General features: G+C 61.3%; 15 protein-coding genes. 6 read left to right on the forward strand and 9 right to left on the reverse strand.

The features are described 5' to 3' along the window. Positions 1-33 precede the first annotated feature (33 nt). Positions 34-1,743: a PAS domain-containing protein gene (locus ACTZWY_RS10665; RefSeq protein WP_444790690.1), complete on the reverse strand. Its 1,710-nt coding sequence runs from the start codon at positions 1,741-1,743 to the stop codon at positions 34-36. A gap of 81 nt (positions 1,744-1,824) precedes the next feature. Continuing rightward, the gene (locus tag ACTZWY_RS10670) at positions 1,825-2,148 is read right to left on the reverse strand and encodes a 2Fe-2S iron-sulfur cluster-binding protein (protein ID WP_444790691.1); all 324 of its coding nucleotides are present in this window, start codon (positions 2,146-2,148) and stop codon (positions 1,825-1,827) included. Between the two features lie 151 nt (positions 2,149-2,299). On the opposite strand from ACTZWY_RS10670, the gene ACTZWY_RS10675 reads away from it, so the two are divergent. Then, positions 2,300-2,770: a peptidoglycan-binding domain-containing protein gene (locus ACTZWY_RS10675; RefSeq protein WP_444790692.1), complete on the forward strand. Its 471-nt coding sequence runs from the start codon at positions 2,300-2,302 to the stop codon at positions 2,768-2,770. Positions 2,771-2,939: 169 nt separating this feature from the next. Here ACTZWY_RS10675 and ACTZWY_RS10680 read toward each other — a convergent pair whose 3' ends face one another. The 7 genes from ACTZWY_RS10680 to ACTZWY_RS10710 all read right to left on the reverse strand — a co-directional run bounded on the left by ACTZWY_RS10680 (position 2,940) and on the right by ACTZWY_RS10710 (position 9,703). Then, positions 2,940-4,415 carry a Do family serine endopeptidase gene (locus ACTZWY_RS10680; protein ID WP_444790693.1) on the reverse strand — a complete coding sequence of 492 codons (1,476 nt, stop codon included), beginning with the start codon at positions 4,413-4,415 and terminating at the stop codon, positions 2,940-2,942. A 232-nt stretch (positions 4,416-4,647) separates the two neighbouring features. Beyond that, on the reverse strand, positions 4,648-4,848 hold the full coding sequence (locus ACTZWY_RS10685; RefSeq protein WP_444790694.1) for a DUF2065 domain-containing protein: 201 nt from the start codon (positions 4,846-4,848) through the stop codon (positions 4,648-4,650). 12 nt (positions 4,849-4,860) lie between these two features. Beyond that, positions 4,861-5,865 carry a protease modulator HflC gene (gene hflC, locus ACTZWY_RS10690; protein WP_444790695.1) on the reverse strand — a complete coding sequence of 335 codons (1,005 nt, stop codon included), beginning with the start codon at positions 5,863-5,865 and terminating at the stop codon, positions 4,861-4,863. Continuing rightward, positions 5,865-6,992 (reverse strand): FtsH protease activity modulator HflK, encoded by a 1,128-nt coding sequence (gene hflK, locus ACTZWY_RS10695; protein ID WP_444790696.1) that lies wholly within the window; start codon positions 6,990-6,992, stop codon positions 5,865-5,867. Before hflK ends, hflC begins: the two co-directional genes overlap by 1 nt. Positions 6,993-7,062: 70 nt before the next feature. Continuing rightward, a complete protein-coding gene (gene gorA / locus ACTZWY_RS10700; RefSeq protein WP_444790697.1) occupies positions 7,063-8,430 on the reverse strand; it encodes a glutathione-disulfide reductase in 1,368 nt (455 codons plus the stop codon). Positions 8,431-8,439: 9 nt separating this feature from the next. After that, positions 8,440-9,228, reverse strand: a complete 789-nt coding sequence (rpiA, locus tag ACTZWY_RS10705; protein ID WP_444790698.1) for a ribose-5-phosphate isomerase RpiA — start codon at positions 9,226-9,228, stop codon at positions 8,440-8,442. 79 nt (positions 9,229-9,307) lie between these two features. Then, positions 9,308-9,703, reverse strand: coding sequence for a c-type cytochrome (locus ACTZWY_RS10710; RefSeq protein ID WP_444790699.1), 396 nt, complete (start codon positions 9,701-9,703; stop codon positions 9,308-9,310). 181 nt (positions 9,704-9,884) lie between these two features. Between ACTZWY_RS10710 and ACTZWY_RS10715 the strand changes: the two genes are divergently transcribed. From ACTZWY_RS10715 to ACTZWY_RS10735, 5 genes are all read left to right on the forward strand, one after another. After that, positions 9,885-11,255: an L-serine ammonia-lyase gene (locus tag ACTZWY_RS10715; protein WP_444790700.1), complete on the forward strand. Its 1,371-nt coding sequence runs from the start codon at positions 9,885-9,887 to the stop codon at positions 11,253-11,255. Between the two features lie 131 nt (positions 11,256-11,386). Continuing rightward, the gene (locus ACTZWY_RS10720) at positions 11,387-12,364 is read left to right on the forward strand and encodes a hypothetical protein (protein WP_444790701.1); all 978 of its coding nucleotides are present in this window, start codon (positions 11,387-11,389) and stop codon (positions 12,362-12,364) included. A gap of 91 nt (positions 12,365-12,455) precedes the next feature. Next, complete coding sequence (gene hslO / locus ACTZWY_RS10725) at positions 12,456-13,397, forward strand: Hsp33 family molecular chaperone HslO (protein WP_444790702.1); 942 nt, start codon at positions 12,456-12,458, stop codon at positions 13,395-13,397. Then, positions 13,387-13,998: a CoA pyrophosphatase gene (locus ACTZWY_RS10730; protein WP_444790703.1), complete on the forward strand. Its 612-nt coding sequence runs from the start codon at positions 13,387-13,389 to the stop codon at positions 13,996-13,998. Before hslO ends, ACTZWY_RS10730 begins: the two co-directional genes overlap by 11 nt. Then, a complete protein-coding gene (locus tag ACTZWY_RS10735) occupies positions 13,986-15,122 on the forward strand; it encodes a CCA tRNA nucleotidyltransferase (protein ID WP_444790704.1) in 1,137 nt (378 codons plus the stop codon). Before ACTZWY_RS10730 ends, ACTZWY_RS10735 begins: the two co-directional genes overlap by 13 nt. Positions 15,123-15,126: the final 4 nt, after the last annotated feature.

Genomic DNA, 15,126 nt, shown 5'->3' on the forward strand with positions numbered 1-15,126 from the left:
ATTGCCATGCCCCTAACCGCTGCGCCAGACCTGTCAGACGCGAATTCGGCTGCCTTTGTGTTTGACCGAGCGGAATTTCCCCCGCTCCGCAACCGGCGCCGCGACATCACCCATGCGCGCGTCCCGTCCCGGCAGGGCGGGGGCGGCATGATCCAGCCGGAAAATAAGGTCCTGATGGGTTTCCAACCCGCTGCGCGATTGCCCGCGGTCCTGCCTAAGGTGGCGAAACGTCACGACAACCCCGCCCCCGACAAGTTTTTGCGCACGCAAGGCAATTGGCGCGCCTGATCTTAGCGTTCCGGTGCCCGTCAGTTCCAGCGCCGAGGCAGGGTCGGCCAGAAAGGTGCCAAGCTGCGCCCAGAACGGTGTCGCCTCGCAGCGCAGCGCCCAATCCCGCAAGGCCTGTTCGATACCGAAATCAGCCATATCACTACATGGGTCACGCCCCCAAAGCTGGACATATCCCGCATTCGCAAACACCGCCTGCCCCGCAAGATTGAACGCGGCAATCGCATCGGGCAGGACATCCAGAATATTCTGGGCTGTCTCAATCTCGGCTTTATAGCCGCGCATCAGGCTGGCTTCTGATGTGATGTCCTGCATGAAAACCGCAAGCGCCCCCCCCGGTTGCGGTGATGCCGTGACATGGTAAATGCGGCCGGTTTCCAGATGCCATTCTTCATTGAAACTGCCAGATGCGGCGGCTTGTTCCAGCTTCATGATTTCGTCGCGCCATGTGCCGAAATCGCGCGGCTCTGGCAGCATGCGCAATTCGCGCAATGTATGCAACATCTGGCCCAGATCCGGGCGCGCGGCCAGAAAGAACGGGTCAAGCCCTGTCAGGTCGACCAGCGCGGGGTTGAACACCTGAAGCCTGCGGTCCGCATCAAACACGGCAAGGCCGATGGGCAGGGTCGCAAAGGCGCGCGTCAGCATCTGCATCATTTCGCGCCGCGCGAATTCCGATTGCACAGTCGCGTCAATGGGCGTGGCAAAATGCAACGTCACCGCGCCCGCCGCGACACATTGGTAAGAATACCACCGCGGCCCGTCACTGAACTGCAAACCCAGCCGCCCCGTCAGGTCCTGATCCGCGAAAAGCGGCGGCAATGGCCATGTCAGCGTCTGGTCGCGGATCTGGCCGCTGTCATGCAGGGCGGTGATATAGGCACAATTCGCCCAGATAATCTGGCCTTGCGCGTCGCTTTGCCAGATCAGCAGCGGCGCGGAACGGGTGACATCGCGCAGGTTGTGCAATTCCTGATGCAAGGCCTTGTAGCTTAACCTGTCCATGGCCACCAGCACCCCGTCCGCGCTGGTGTCTGTCAGGCGAAGATGGGCCAGACCGCAGCGCCACCGCGCTGTCAGCGCAAGGCCGCTGTCATCATGGGCCACAAGTTGCACATCACCCTTTTCGGCAAGTTGTGCAAGCTGCCCGCGCAAATCCGCGAAATGCCTGCCAAGATGGGCCAGCAGCGTATCCAGTTCACTGGACGCCTGTTCGCCCGGCTGTTCCGCATCCTGAACCCGGCCAATGACCCGCAAAAGCTGGCGCCCCCGGTCCGAGCAGTCAACAAGCGTGTGATCACGGAACACAAAAACCGCATCCTGATCTTCCATATCAGGCGAGAAGATGGGCGGTGTGTTATGGCGCGAAACCCCGGTAAACACCATCAGCGCGCCCAACACGGCAAATGCAGAGCCAAGAGAAACCGTTAACCCAAGAAGCAGCGCTTCCGCCATTGGCATGATCCTTCTGGAAAAACACGACGCATTCCCTGAAAGATGCCCAATATTGGTTAAAGTCCCGTTAAGGTAGCCAGCTCAGATCTGCTTTTCGGGCATGAACACCTTTAGCCCGTCCAGATCATCGGTGACCTTCACCTGACAGGTCAGGCGCGAGCGCTGCGCATCGGGCTGGTAGGCAAAATCAAGCATGTCTTCTTCCATCGGGTCCTTTGGCGGCAGTTTTTCAACCCAATCCGGCGCGACATACACATGACATGTGGAACAGGCGCAGGCCCCGCCACAATCAGCTTCGATGCCGGGAATACCGTTGTCGCGCGCGCCTTCCATGACAGTCAGGCCGGTGGCCACGTCAACCACATGCTCGGTTCCGTCAAATTCAACATAGGTGATTCTTGCCATGATACCCTCTGATAGCGAACGTCCCTGTTCGCACATAAAATAGCACCAACACTTTGACCAGACATGATTTTCGCACAAGTGTGATGCGCTTTCGTCGCGCTTGCGTCAATTTTTTGCCCGAATCGGTTGGTATTGTTGCAAAATGGGAAACATGACACAGCCACGCAACAAAATCCGATCAGCTTTATGCCCGCGTCTGGCGGGATTGAAAGCTGGTCTTCTGGCAGGGTGCATTCTGGCTTTGGCGACGCCAGTGCTTGCCAATCCGGTTGAAACAAGCCGCGCGCGCATAGACCCGTCGCAGTTGGACTTGCCACAGGCGAGCAGCCGGATGTGTTGGGCGCGCTATGCCACCCGAAACGCCCAGAATAATGGCGTCATTGTAGAAACCGCCTTTCGCGTGCCCTGCCCCGAACAGATGACCACGGAGTTTATTGCGACCTTGCAACGCGCATTGCACGCGCGCGGTCAATATGACGGACCAATCACCGGACAGGCCGACAGCCAGACCCGTGCCGCCGTGCAGCGGTTCCAGAAATCAAACGGGTTCGACAGCCCGATCCTGACATTGGAAACGGCACAGAATTTCGGCCTGCTGCCCATCGAACTGGGGCGGAACTGAACAGACACCCGCCGCCCTGTGCGGGGGGGGGCGTCAGGCGTTCTATGCAGGGGTGAGAGCAGGCTGCTCAGAAGTGGGGACCGGTTTTGCGCAAAAAGACGTGCGACACCATAAGGTTAGCGCGTGTTTGTAACGCGCAAAAGCGGTATCCGCTTTTGCGCGTTACAGTTCAGTCTTCCAAGGACAATGCCAGAAAGCGCGGGTCACCGTCGCGGCGCAACAGGACCAGCAAGGACCGGCGCCCTGCGTCGCGTGCTTCCTCGGCGCGTTGGCGCAAGTCGTCGGGGGTGGTGACGGGTTGCTGGTTGGCTTCTGTAATCAGATCACCCGCTTGCACCCCTTTTGCAGCGGCGTCGCTGTCACCGTCCACCGCGCGCACCACAAGCCCTTGGGCCGATGCGGGCAGGTCCAGTTCTGCGCGCAGCGTCTCGGTCAGGCCCTGCAGTTCCATTCCCAGAACGCTGGAAGGTTCCATGTCCTTGCGCATTTCGTCAGTGGTGGGGACAGCTGTGCCTTCTGCCAATTCGCGCTGACCAAGGGTTATGGTCAGGGTCACTTCCTCGCCGGCGCGGAAGACAACAACCTCCACGTCGCTGCCCACCGATGCCTCGCCGACGCGGCGCACCAGCATGCGGGTATCTGCCACGCGCCCGCCATCGAACCGCAAGATCACATCGCCCGCCAGCATGCCCCCCTCAAGCGAGGGGCCTTCCATAACTTCGGTGACCATGGCACCTTCGGCACCCTCAAGGCCGATGGCCTCTGCCATCTCATCATTGAGGTCCTGGATACGCACGCCCAGCCAGCCGCGGCGGGTGCTGCCGAATTCGCGCAATTGCTGCACCACATTGACCACAACATTGGACGACATCGCAAACCCGATCCCGATGGAACCGCCCGTCGGGGACAAAATGGCCGTGTTCACCCCAATCACTTCGCCGTCCATGTTAAACAGCGGGCCACCGGAATTGCCGCGGTTGATGGCGGCATCGGTCTGGATGTAGTCGTCATAATTGCCCTGAAGCGCACGACCGCGCGCGGAGATGATACCCGCACTGACCGAAAACCCCTGTCCCAGCGGGTTCCCCACCGCGATGACCCAATCCCCCACGCGCGCGGTTTCCGCATCCCCCCACGGCACGAAGGGCAGGTCCGCGTCATGATCCACCTTCAACAAGGCAATGTCAGTTGCCGGGTCGGTGCCAATAAGTTCGGCCTGCAATTCCAGACCTGAGAAGAATTCCACCCGAATTTCATCCGCACCGTCAATGACGTGGTTATTGGTGACCAGATACCCATCCGCAGAAATGACGAATCCTGACCCCAAGGCCTGACTTTGGCGGGACCTGTTGCGGTTTGGCCCTTCGGGGCTGTCAAAGAAATCGCGGAAGAAATCGTCAAACGGGGCCCCTTCGGGCAAGCGCGGCTGGTTGTCATCAAGGCGCGCGGCCACAGTCGTGGTGGTGGTGATATTCACCACTGCGGGGCTGACACGTTCGGCCAGATCCGCGAAGCTTTCGGGGCGGTCCTGCGCGGCAAGCACCGCGATTTGCGACATCAGAAGGACAAATACCAATGTAAACAGTTTCAGGGCATACATCCCTGCTGGCCGGGGCAAGGCAGTTTGCGCGGCGCGTGAGATCATTTCTTTCGCTCCCTCTCGGATACGGCGTGTGAATACTGTGCCGGATATGACTATCATACCGGAATAGATAAAGACTAAGTGTTCAAACGCAATTCATGTGTCAGTTTTTCAATCATATGTGAAATATTGTCAGTTCAGACGCGCGTGGCCCAGGCGCCCCGGACGGGATGCAACATGTCGCAGGGTTATAAAAATATGCCCGGACCGCAGGGCGCCGCGTGCGCGCGCGCGGTCAAGCGGCAATCACTTTGGCCAGCGTGATCAGAATTCCCCCGATGGCCAGCGCGATCAACCCGATAAGACGGCGGGTTTCCACGGACAGCGCCGCGAAGCTGCGCAACAACTCTTCTATGCGCCGAGGGGCCAGCACGAATACCAGCCCCTCGAAGATCAGAACCAGCCCGAGGGCCAGAACCAGTGTTGATATGGTCACGCACTGCGCCCCTTAATTGCCGATGATGGATTCCAACTCGCGGACGGCTTCGGGTTCTTCGGCGTCAGGTTCCGGTGCGCGCTGGCGCACGGCGTCGGGGTCGCGGGCAATTTCTTCGGCGGCCGCGTCTGCTGTGTCCAGAATGGCCTGTGTCATGCCGTCACCGCGCAGGAATGTGAAGAATTCACTGTCCGGACGCAGCACCATGTTCGAATTGTCACCCCGCAAGGCACGTTCATAGCTTTGCATGGACCGCGTGAATGCGAAGAATTCGGGGTCCAGACTGAAGGCATCAGCGTAAACGCGGTTGCGTTCGGCATCGGCTTCACCGCGCACAATCTCGCCTTCGCGCCGCGCCGAGGAGACCAGTTCAATCACGGTCCGGTCAGCAAGCGCGCGCACCCGTTGCGCCGCCTCATTCCCGCGGGCGCGTTCGTCAGCGGCTTCGCGTTCACGTTCGGCGCGCATGCGTGCAAAGGTCGCTTCAAGGTTTTCTTGCGGCAGGTCAGTCCGCGTCAGGCGCACGTCGATAACCTCTATCCCCAGCGACAGCGCTTCGCGGCGGGCCAGATCACGAATCCGGTTCATCAGCGATGTGCGGTCTTCCGACAGCACCGCATTGGACGGCACCGACCCCAGAACCTCGCGGATGGCGGCATTCATGATGCGGTCCATGCGCACTTGTGCGGCACGCACACCGTCCACGCCCACTGCTTCGCGGAAGCGGCTGACATCTTCCAGACGCCAGCGCAGAAACGCATCGACAACCAGGCGGCGGTCATCCAGCGGGGTCACTTCCAGCGGCTGGGTTTGCAAGCCCAGAATCCGCGCATCATAGCGGACCACTTCCTGAATGAACGGAATCTTGAACCCAAGGCCAGGGTCGCTGATTTCCTGCTTCACCTGCCCGAATTGCAAAACCAGCACGTTTTCGCGTTCGTCCACAATGAACAGCGACGAAAACGCGGTGATGATTGCGACCACCAGAACCGGCAGTAGAATACCTGCTTTTTTCATCAGTTGGTGCTCCTCTGGCGGGTCAGTTCATTCAGGGGAAGATAGGGCAACACACCGCTGCCGCCAGCATCGCTGCCGGTCACATTGTCCAGAATTGTCAGGTTCATATCCCCAAGAACACGCTCCATTGTTTCAAGATACATACGTTTGCGCGTCACTTCGGGGGCATTCACATATTCGGAATACACCGAGACAAAGCGCGCCGCCTCACCTTGGGCGTTGTTCACAACTTCAGCGCGGTAGGCTTCGGCTTCTTCGCGCACCTGCGCGGCCTGACCACGGGCTTGCGCCAGAACGCGGTTGGCATAGGCATCGGCTTCGCGTTCCAGACGGTCGCGTTCCTGGCGTGCGGTCTGCACATCGCGGAAGGCGCTGATCACCTGCTCAGGCGGGTCGGCCTTGTCGAAGTTCACGCGAATAACGGAAATGCCGGATTCGTAGCTGTCCAGCAACCCTTGCACCGCCGCGCGCAGGTCCGACGCAATGGCCCCGCGATCCCGGTTCAGAATGGGGGACAGTTCGGAACGGGCAATAATGTCGCGCATGGCAGATTCGGACGCGGCGCGCACCGTTTCACGCGGGTCCGCCAGATTGAACAGGAAACGCGCCGGATCGGTCACGTTCCAGACCACCTGAAATTCAATATCTACAACAGCTTCGTCGCGGGTCAGCATCAGGCCCGTGTCCAGCGCGCTGCGCCCTGTGCCCACTTCGGTGACACGTTCGGTCGTAACCTGCACAATTTCATGCGACACAACCGGCCAAGGCGCGAAGTTCAGGCCGGGGTTGCCAGTCTTGTAATACTGGCCAAACAACAGTTCCACAGACCGTTCTTCCGGGCGCACTGTGTAAAAGGACGCCACCGCCCACATCACCACCAGTGCGACCATCCCCAGCAGCGCCCCACGTTTCGAGAAACCCGGCCCACCAGTGCCGCGCCCGCCGCCAGTGCCGCCACGACCGCCCATCAGAACGCGCAGTTGTTCCTGCCCCTTCTTCACGATTTCATCAATCTCGGGCATTTGCGGCTGGTCGCCGGGACCGCGCCCCCCGTTTCCACCATTGCCACGATTACCGCCCCCGCGGTTACCGCCGCCTCCCCAAGGTCCACCGTTGTTTCCAGACATCTGGACTCCATTTTGTTTGATTACGTTCATTTCTTACATCAAGTGGGTTCGCCCACCACGAATTCAACCCTTACTCACCCCAAGATCGCGTGAGCGTGCGCATCGTTACCAGTTCTTCTGCCATGGTCGGATGCACCGCCAAAGTGCGGTCAAAATCAGCCTTGGTTGCCCCCATGGCAATGGCCACACCGGCCAACTGGATCATTTCACCGGAATGATCCGCGACAATGTGACACCCCAGAACCTTGTCTGTGCGCGCACAGACAATCAGTTTCATCAGCGCGCGGCCCTGCCGTCCGGCAAACAGGCTGTGCATGGGGCGGAAGGACGCAGCATAGACATGCACTGGCCCCTTGTCGCGCGCGTCTTCCTCCGACAGGCCCACAGTGCCGAATTCCGGCTGGGTGAATACCGCTGTCGGAATAAGGCCGTGATCAAAATATGTGGGCTTGCCGCCAAAAACCGTATCAGCGAAGGCATGCCCTTCGCGGATGGCAACCGGCGTCAGGTTGGCGCGGTCGGTCACATCACCCACCGCATAGACAGACGGAACCGCAGTCTGGCTGAATTTGTCCACCGCAATGGCCCCGCCCCGCCCCAGTTCAAGGCCCAGCGCGTCCAGCCCCAGCCCGTCAGTATTGGGTTTGCGGCCCGTTGCGAACATAACGGCGTCATAGGTGGCATCATGGCCCGTCGTCGACTTCACCCATGTGGTGCCGTCCTCGCGGCGTTCCATTTCCAGAATGTCGGTTCCCAGACGCAGATCAACGCCATTGGCACACATTTCGTCCGAGATATGCCCGCGCGCTTCTTCGTCAAAGCCGCGCAGGATTTGCGCGCCACGGTAAAACTGCGTTGTCTTGACGCCCAGCCCGTTAAAAATGCAGGCAAATTCGCTGGCAATATAGCCGCCGCCCACAATCAGGATGGACTTGGGCAGGCTGTCCATCAAGAACACCTCATTAGAGGTCATGGCCCCCATATCACGCCATTTCGCGGGCACGACGGGCGTGCCACCTGTGGCAATCAGGATATGGCGCGCGGTCACTTTGCGCCCGTCGGCCAGTTGGACAGTATGGGCATCAGCCAGCGTGGCGCGGCTGTCGAACACAGTCACGCCCGCGCGGTCCAGCCCGGCGCGGTATATCCCTTCCAGCCGGGTCAATTCCGCATCCAGCCTGCCGCGAAACGCCGGCCAGTCAAACGCACCGATTTGCGCGTCCCACCCATAGGCTTGCGCATCGGCAACCGCCCCCGGAAACCCCGAGGCAAAGACCATCAGTTTCTTGGGCACACACCCCCGTATCACACAGGTGCCGCCCATGCGGTATTCTTCGGCTAGCGCGACTTTGGCCCCGTATTCAGATGCGGAAATCCGCGCGGCACGCACACCACCCGACCCGCCCCCGATAACAAAAAGATCATAGTCAAAACTCATGCCAACCCCTTACAGATCGCTGAATATATTGCGCGTGTCCCCCAGATCGACCTGGGACATTTTCACTTCGGCCACACCGCTGGACAAATCGCGGGTTTCACATGTGCCATCCGCATGGCCAATGACGACCTGATCGGCAATATCCACGAACAACCCGTTTTCCACCACGCCGGGCACCTGATTGAGCACCATCGCCAGTTGGCGCGCATTGCCGATACGCCCCAATGCCAAATCCAGAATATAGTTTCCTTCATCTGTCACATAGGGCTGGTCCCCATTCATGCGCAGGCTGGACTGCCGCCCCATCACGTCCATGGACGCCAGAATCTCCTCAACCAGTGCCTTGGACGCTTGCCAGCCGAAGGGAATCACCTCGACCGGCAGGGGAAAGGCGCCCAGTGTCGCCACTTCCTTGGCGGCATCGGTGATCACAATCATCTGGTCCGATGCGGTCGCCACGATCTTTTCTTGCAACAGCGCGCCGCCACCGCCCTTGATAAGGGTCAGTTCGGCATCGAATTCATCGGCCCCGTCAATGGTCAGGTCCAGCCAGCGCGCTTCGTCCAGCGACACAACATTAATGCCCACTTCGCGCGCCAGTTGCGATGTGCGCGTCGATGTGGGCACCGCGATAATGCGCAGCCCTTCCTGCCGCACCCGCTGCCCCAGACGGCGCACCAGCCACGCAGCAGTTGACCCGGTGCCAAGCCCCACGCGCATGCCATCCTGAACAAAATCTGCGGCACAATGGGCGGCCGCGAATTTGGCGCGGTCCACAGGGGTAAGCTGGTCGGTCATGGCAATCCCTCATTACGATATGCCCCGGCTTATAGGCGGTTTGTGGTCGGGTTTTAAGGGCAAATCGCCCGCTATGGTGCTATTGCTGAACAGACTGCAAATAGGCGTCCAGCGCCACAATGTGTTGCGGCAACGGGCGCGACAGCCCGCGCGCGGTCTGCACACGCGTCAACGGGCCGGTCAGCAAATGGCCGAATTCCGGCATTTCCGCCCCCGCATAGGCGTTTTGCCCGCGCGCATACCCGTCCAGCTTGTCCAGAACCATGGACTGCGGGTAAGTTCCGCCATAGCGTTGCGCCAGTGTGGTCAAATTGGGCACCTGCGCGCCGCCCTGCCCTGCCCCCCCATGACAGGCCGCACAGTTCTGGCTGAACAGATCGCGCCCCGCTTGCGGGGACAGCGCAGGCGTGCACCCCGCCAAAAGCGCAAGCATGCCCAAAAATGCCATGGTCCGGTTTGAAAATATTTGCATCATGGGCCTAGTGTGCCAGAAAATACCCGCAGGGCAATGATTCACCACATCATAACCGCAGATACACCCATGTCAGAAACCGCGCCGGAAATGTCGCGCCCGGCCAGCCCTATGGCCAGCGCCGCGTGTAGCTGTCATACCTGAAGCAGAAGAACCCAAACCAACCCAACAAAAAGGCAGCACGATGTTTCTGTCCGTGTTCGACATGTTCAAAGTGGGGATCGGCCCGTCATCTTCGCACACAATGGGGCCAATGGTGGCGGCGGCCCGGTTTCTGGACCATTTGCGCACACTGCCCTTCGGGGTTGCAGGGCTGCGCGCCAGCCTGCACGGGTCGCTTGCGTTTACGGGGGTGGGCCATGCAACAGATCGCGCGGTCATTCTGGGGCTGGCGGGGTTCACGCCCAATGCCTATGACGCGCAGCGTGCGCAAACCACGCTGGCACAAATCCGGCAAAGCGGCAGGATAGACGCCGCAGGTCTGGGACAATTGCGCTTTGCCCCGGACACAGACCTTGTGTTCGATTACGGCCCGCCACTGCCGGGCCATGCAAATGGCCTTGTGCTGATGGCCACGGATGCACAGGGCGATGTGATTGCGCAGGAAACCTATTTCTCGATCGGGGGCGGGTTTGTTGTGACCGGCGACGAGTTGCGCGCCCCCCCGCCCGCACCTGCCGCTGATTTCCCCTATCCGTTCAATACCGCCGCACAAATGCTGGACATGGCACGCGACAGTGGCAAAAGCATCGCATCCATGAAACGCGCCAATGAGCTGAAACTGCGCAGCGCATCAGATCTGGATCAGGGCCTGCGCCGCATATGGCAGGTGATGACGGACTGCATTGATCGCGGGTTGCAGGCGGATGGCACCTTGCCGGGTGGGTTGAATGTGCGCAGACGCGCCAAAGGCATTCTGACCGCGCTGCGCACCGAACAGGGCCTGAACCTGACCGCGCCGCATACGATCAATGACTGGATCGGCGTCTATGCCATGGCCGTGAACGAAGAAAACGCCGCAGGCGGGCAGGTTGTGACCGCGCCCACCAATGGCGCGGCGGGCGTGGTGCCCGCAACCATCCGCTACTGGCTGGACCATGTGCCCGGCGCACGTGTGGCGCGGCTGGATGACTTCCTGCTGACCGCTGCAGCGATTGGCGGGCTGATCAAGCATAACGCGTCCATTTCGGGGGCGGAATGCGGGTGTCAGGCCGAAGTGGGCGCGGCGGCGGCAATGGCTGCGGCCGGGCTGGCGGCCGTGTTGGGCGGCACGCCCGAGCAAATTGAAAACGCAGCCGAAATCGCGCTGGAACACCACCTTGGCATGACCTGTGATCCCGTCAAGGGGCTGGTGCAGGTGCCGTGTATCGAACGCAACGGATTGGGCGCGATCAAGGCAGTATCGGCGGCCAGTCTGGCGCTGCGCGGGGATGGCACACATTTCATGCCGCTGGACAATTGCATCGAAGCCATGCGCCAGACCGGCGCGGACATGTCCGAAAAATACAAGGAAACCGCATTGGGGGGGCTGGCGGTGAATATTCCCAATTGCTGAGGCAATCAGGCAGGGCACAGGCAGGGGGCGCTGCCCCCTGCACCCCCGGAGTATTTGCGGCAAGATGAAAGGGCTTTCGGGATGTGGCGGGGCACGTTAGAGTTCGGGATATTCCAGCAAGGCCCCTGCCCGTGACAGCCATTCGCAATATTCTGATCATCGCCCAATCCGGGCGTTTGCAATATGAAGCCTTGTTGTTTGCCGCGTCGCTGCGGCATTTTTCGCAAAACAGGGATTTGCGGCTGGTTGTCGCCGAACCCCAGCCCGGCCCGCTATGGGAAGAAGACCCGCGCATCAGCCGACCCGCGATCCGGCGGGAATTGCGCGCGCTGGGGGCCGATATTGTGCCGCTGCACACCCGCATCTGGGGGGGGGCATATCCCAACGGCAACAAGATCGAAGCGTTGCGCCTGTTGCCCAAGGGCGAGGGCTTCGCGTTTTTTGACACGGACACGCTGATCACCGGACCACTGGACAGGCTGGCGGTCGCGCGCCCCACAGCTTCGGTCAGGGTGGAACCCACATGGCCGCGCATATCGTTATACGGGGCTGGATTTGCGGAGATATGGGGCGCGCTGTATGACCGTTTCGGGCTGGATATTGGCCCCACACTGGACACGCGTTTTGGGGATGATGACTGGCGGCGCTACATGTATTTCAACGCAGGCTGGTTCACTGGCCCATGCCCGCAGGAATTTGGCGCGCTGTTTGAACATTATGCCCGCGAGATTGCGGCCAGCCCCCCGCAGAATATGGCCACACAGGCGCTGTTTCCATGGCTGGACCAGATTGCGCTGCCGCTGGTCGTGGCAAAGCTTGGCGGGGGGCGGCCCGAGGCGGGCACAGGGTTGGATGGCGCGCTGTCGCTGCATTACCGCGCGTTGCCCGTTATTTATGCCTGTGGCAGTGACGCAGCGGTAGATGTGTTGGAACAGGTGACGGGCGCGCCGCATTTATGGGATATTTTCAACCAGTATGTGTCCTTCCGGCGCATGGTGTTCAAGCATCAGGGGCGGGACTTGCGCGCGCAGCTTGACAGGGCGCGTTTGCCGCGCAGCTATGGCAAATTGCAAAACCTGATCCGCGAGATGGGCCACTGGGTGCGTTGACCCCCTTGGCCATTGGGGAAAGGTTCCTATATGACGGGGCTTAATGCCCTGCCGACATGCGCAGGGCGCAGGATATGCAAGGAACACTGCTATGAGTATCGGGGGCCAGATCGCCTGGGACGACACGGTTTTGCCGTTTCAACTGGATCGCAGCGACATTCGCGGGCGCGTGGCGCGTCTTGATACCGCGTTGGAGCGGGTTTTATCGCGCCATGACTACCCCGAACTTGTGGAAACGCTGATTGCCGAAGCCTGTTTGCTGACCGCGATGATTGGCCAGACCATCAAGCTGCGCTGGCGGTTGTCGCTGCAAATACGCGGGGACGGGCCAGTGCGCCTGATTGCCACCGATTACATTGCCCCGACTGCGGAGGGCGCGCCTGCGCGCATCCGTGCCTATGCCAGTTTTGACCGCGACCGCCTGCGCAGCGACATCGACCCTTATACGCAAATCGGGCGGGGGTATTTCGCCATTGTAATTGATCAGGGCAAGGGCATGACCCCCTATCAGGGGATCACACCGTTAAGCGGGGCATCGCTGACCGATTGCGCCGAAGCCTATTTCGAGCAGTCCGAGCAATTGCCAACGCGGTTCGCGCTGTCCTTCGGGCGGTCCGTTCTGGCCGGGCAGGATGAAAAATGGCGCGCAGGCGGCGTGATGTTGCAGCATATGCCCCAGGCATCGGGCGCAGCGCCACGCGAACGCGACGCCCTGGCCGAGGATTGGGGCCGCGCCAATCTGTTGCTGGACACGGTCGAGGAGCTGGAACTGATTGGCCCCACAGTGCAGCCGCCGGAATTGTTGCTGCGTCTGTTCCATGAAGAAACACCGCGCGTTTTCGACCCGCAGGCAGTCCATTTCGGCTGTTCATGTTCGGAAGAAAAGGTGCGCAATTCGCTGTCCATCTATTCGGCCAAGGATATTGCCACCATGACCACGCCTGACGGCACTGTGACGGCGGATTGCCAGTTTTGCGGCGCGCATTACACGATGGACCCTGCAACCCTGGGGTTTGAGGGCAATGGCGGGTGATGTCACGTCGCATCTGCGCGCAGCCCTTGCCGCGCACCAGCAGGGTGCGTCCAGCGATTTCGACCTGAACCCCGCAGTTCATCTGGCCGCTGATCGCGTGTTGCGCCCGGCGGCGGTGCTGGTGGCGGTGCAGCACGGGCCGCAGGGCGCGCAAGTGGTCCTGACCAAACGCGCGTCGCATCTGCGCCACCACCCCGGCCAGATCGCCTTTCCAGGCGGGCGGCAGGACCCCCAGGACAAGGATTGCGAGGCCACCGCCCTGCGCGAGGCCCAAGAGGAAATCGGCCTGCCCCATGACGCTGTGCAGGTTCTGGGCCGCCTGCCACCGCATGAAACTGTCACGGGGTTTCAGGTCACCCCCGTTCTGGCGCAGATCACGCGCAATTTCATCCCCTGCCCCGAACCCGGAGAGGTGGCAGAGGTGTTTTGCGTCCCCCTGTCCCACCTGACGACGCTTGCGCATTTTCGCGTTGAACGGCGCATCTGGCGGGGCAGCTGGCGCAATTTCTATGTCGTGCCATGGGGGCCATATTACATTTGGGGGGCCACTGCGCGCATTCTGCGCGGTCTGGCCTGCAGGATGGACCGATGCAAACCATAAGCAGGGACTGGTTGACAAACCCGCGCACACAAACTGTGCTGGGCGTGTTGGGGGCGGCGGGGCATCAGGCCTATGTGGTGGGTGGCTGTGTGCGCAATGCGGTTCTGGGCGTGGCGGTCACCGATGTGGATATTGCAACGGATGCGCGCCCCGAACGGGTGCAGGAGCTTGCGCAGGCCGCTGGGTTGCGCGCGGTGCCCACGGGGCTGGCGCATGGCACCATCACCGTGATTGTGGACGGCGAAGGGTTTGAAGTCACCACCTTTCGCCGCGATGTGGCCACCCATGGGCGCCATGCGACCGTGGCCTTTGCCACCGATCTGGCAGAAGACGCCGCGCGACGTGATTTTACCATGAATGCGCTTTATGCCGATGCGCAGGGCACTGTCCTTGACCCGCTGGGCGGGATGGCGGATTTGCGCGCGCGGCGGGTGCGGTTTGTGGGCGATGCGCGCGCGCGCATTCACGAAGATTACCTGCGTATCCTGCGGTTCTTCCGCTTTCACGCCCAATATGGCGACCCTACCCAAGGGCTGGATGCGGACGCGCTGGACGCTTGCGCGCGCGGGGCGCAGGGCATGGGCCAACTGTCGGCGGAACGGATCGGCGCGGAAATGCGCAAGCTTCTGGCCGCCCCCGACCCTGCGCCTGCGGTTGCGGCCATGGCGCAATGCGGGGTTCTGGCACAGGTTCTGCCGGGCGCGGATGCGCAGGCGCTGGCGCGGCTGACCCATCTGGAAGGGGGCTTGCCCCCGCGCTGGCTGCGCCGCCTGCTGGTGCTTGGCGGCCAGGGCGACCGGCTGCGCCTGACGCGCAGCGAAGCGCGCGATCTGAAGCAGGCACAGGCCGGTATTGCCAGCCTGCAAGGCCCTGTGGAACTGGGCTACCGGCTTGGGGTTGATCTGGGGGGGGATGTTATTGTGGCGCGCGCCGCACTGCTGGAAAGCGCCCTGCCCCCTGACTGGCAGGCGCAATTGCAGCGCGGGGCGCAGGCGGTTTTTCCCGTGCGCGCGGCGGACCTGCCGCATCTGGGCGGGCCAGCGCTTGGCGCGGAACTCAAGGCGCTTGAACAGCGCTGGCTGGCGTCCCAGCTGCAGCTTTCGCGCAAGGACTTGCTGGCCTGACTGG

The sequence above is a fragment of the Roseinatronobacter sp. NSM genome, from assembly GCF_052379845.1.
Lineage (GTDB): Bacteria > Pseudomonadota > Alphaproteobacteria > Rhodobacterales > Rhodobacteraceae > Roseinatronobacter.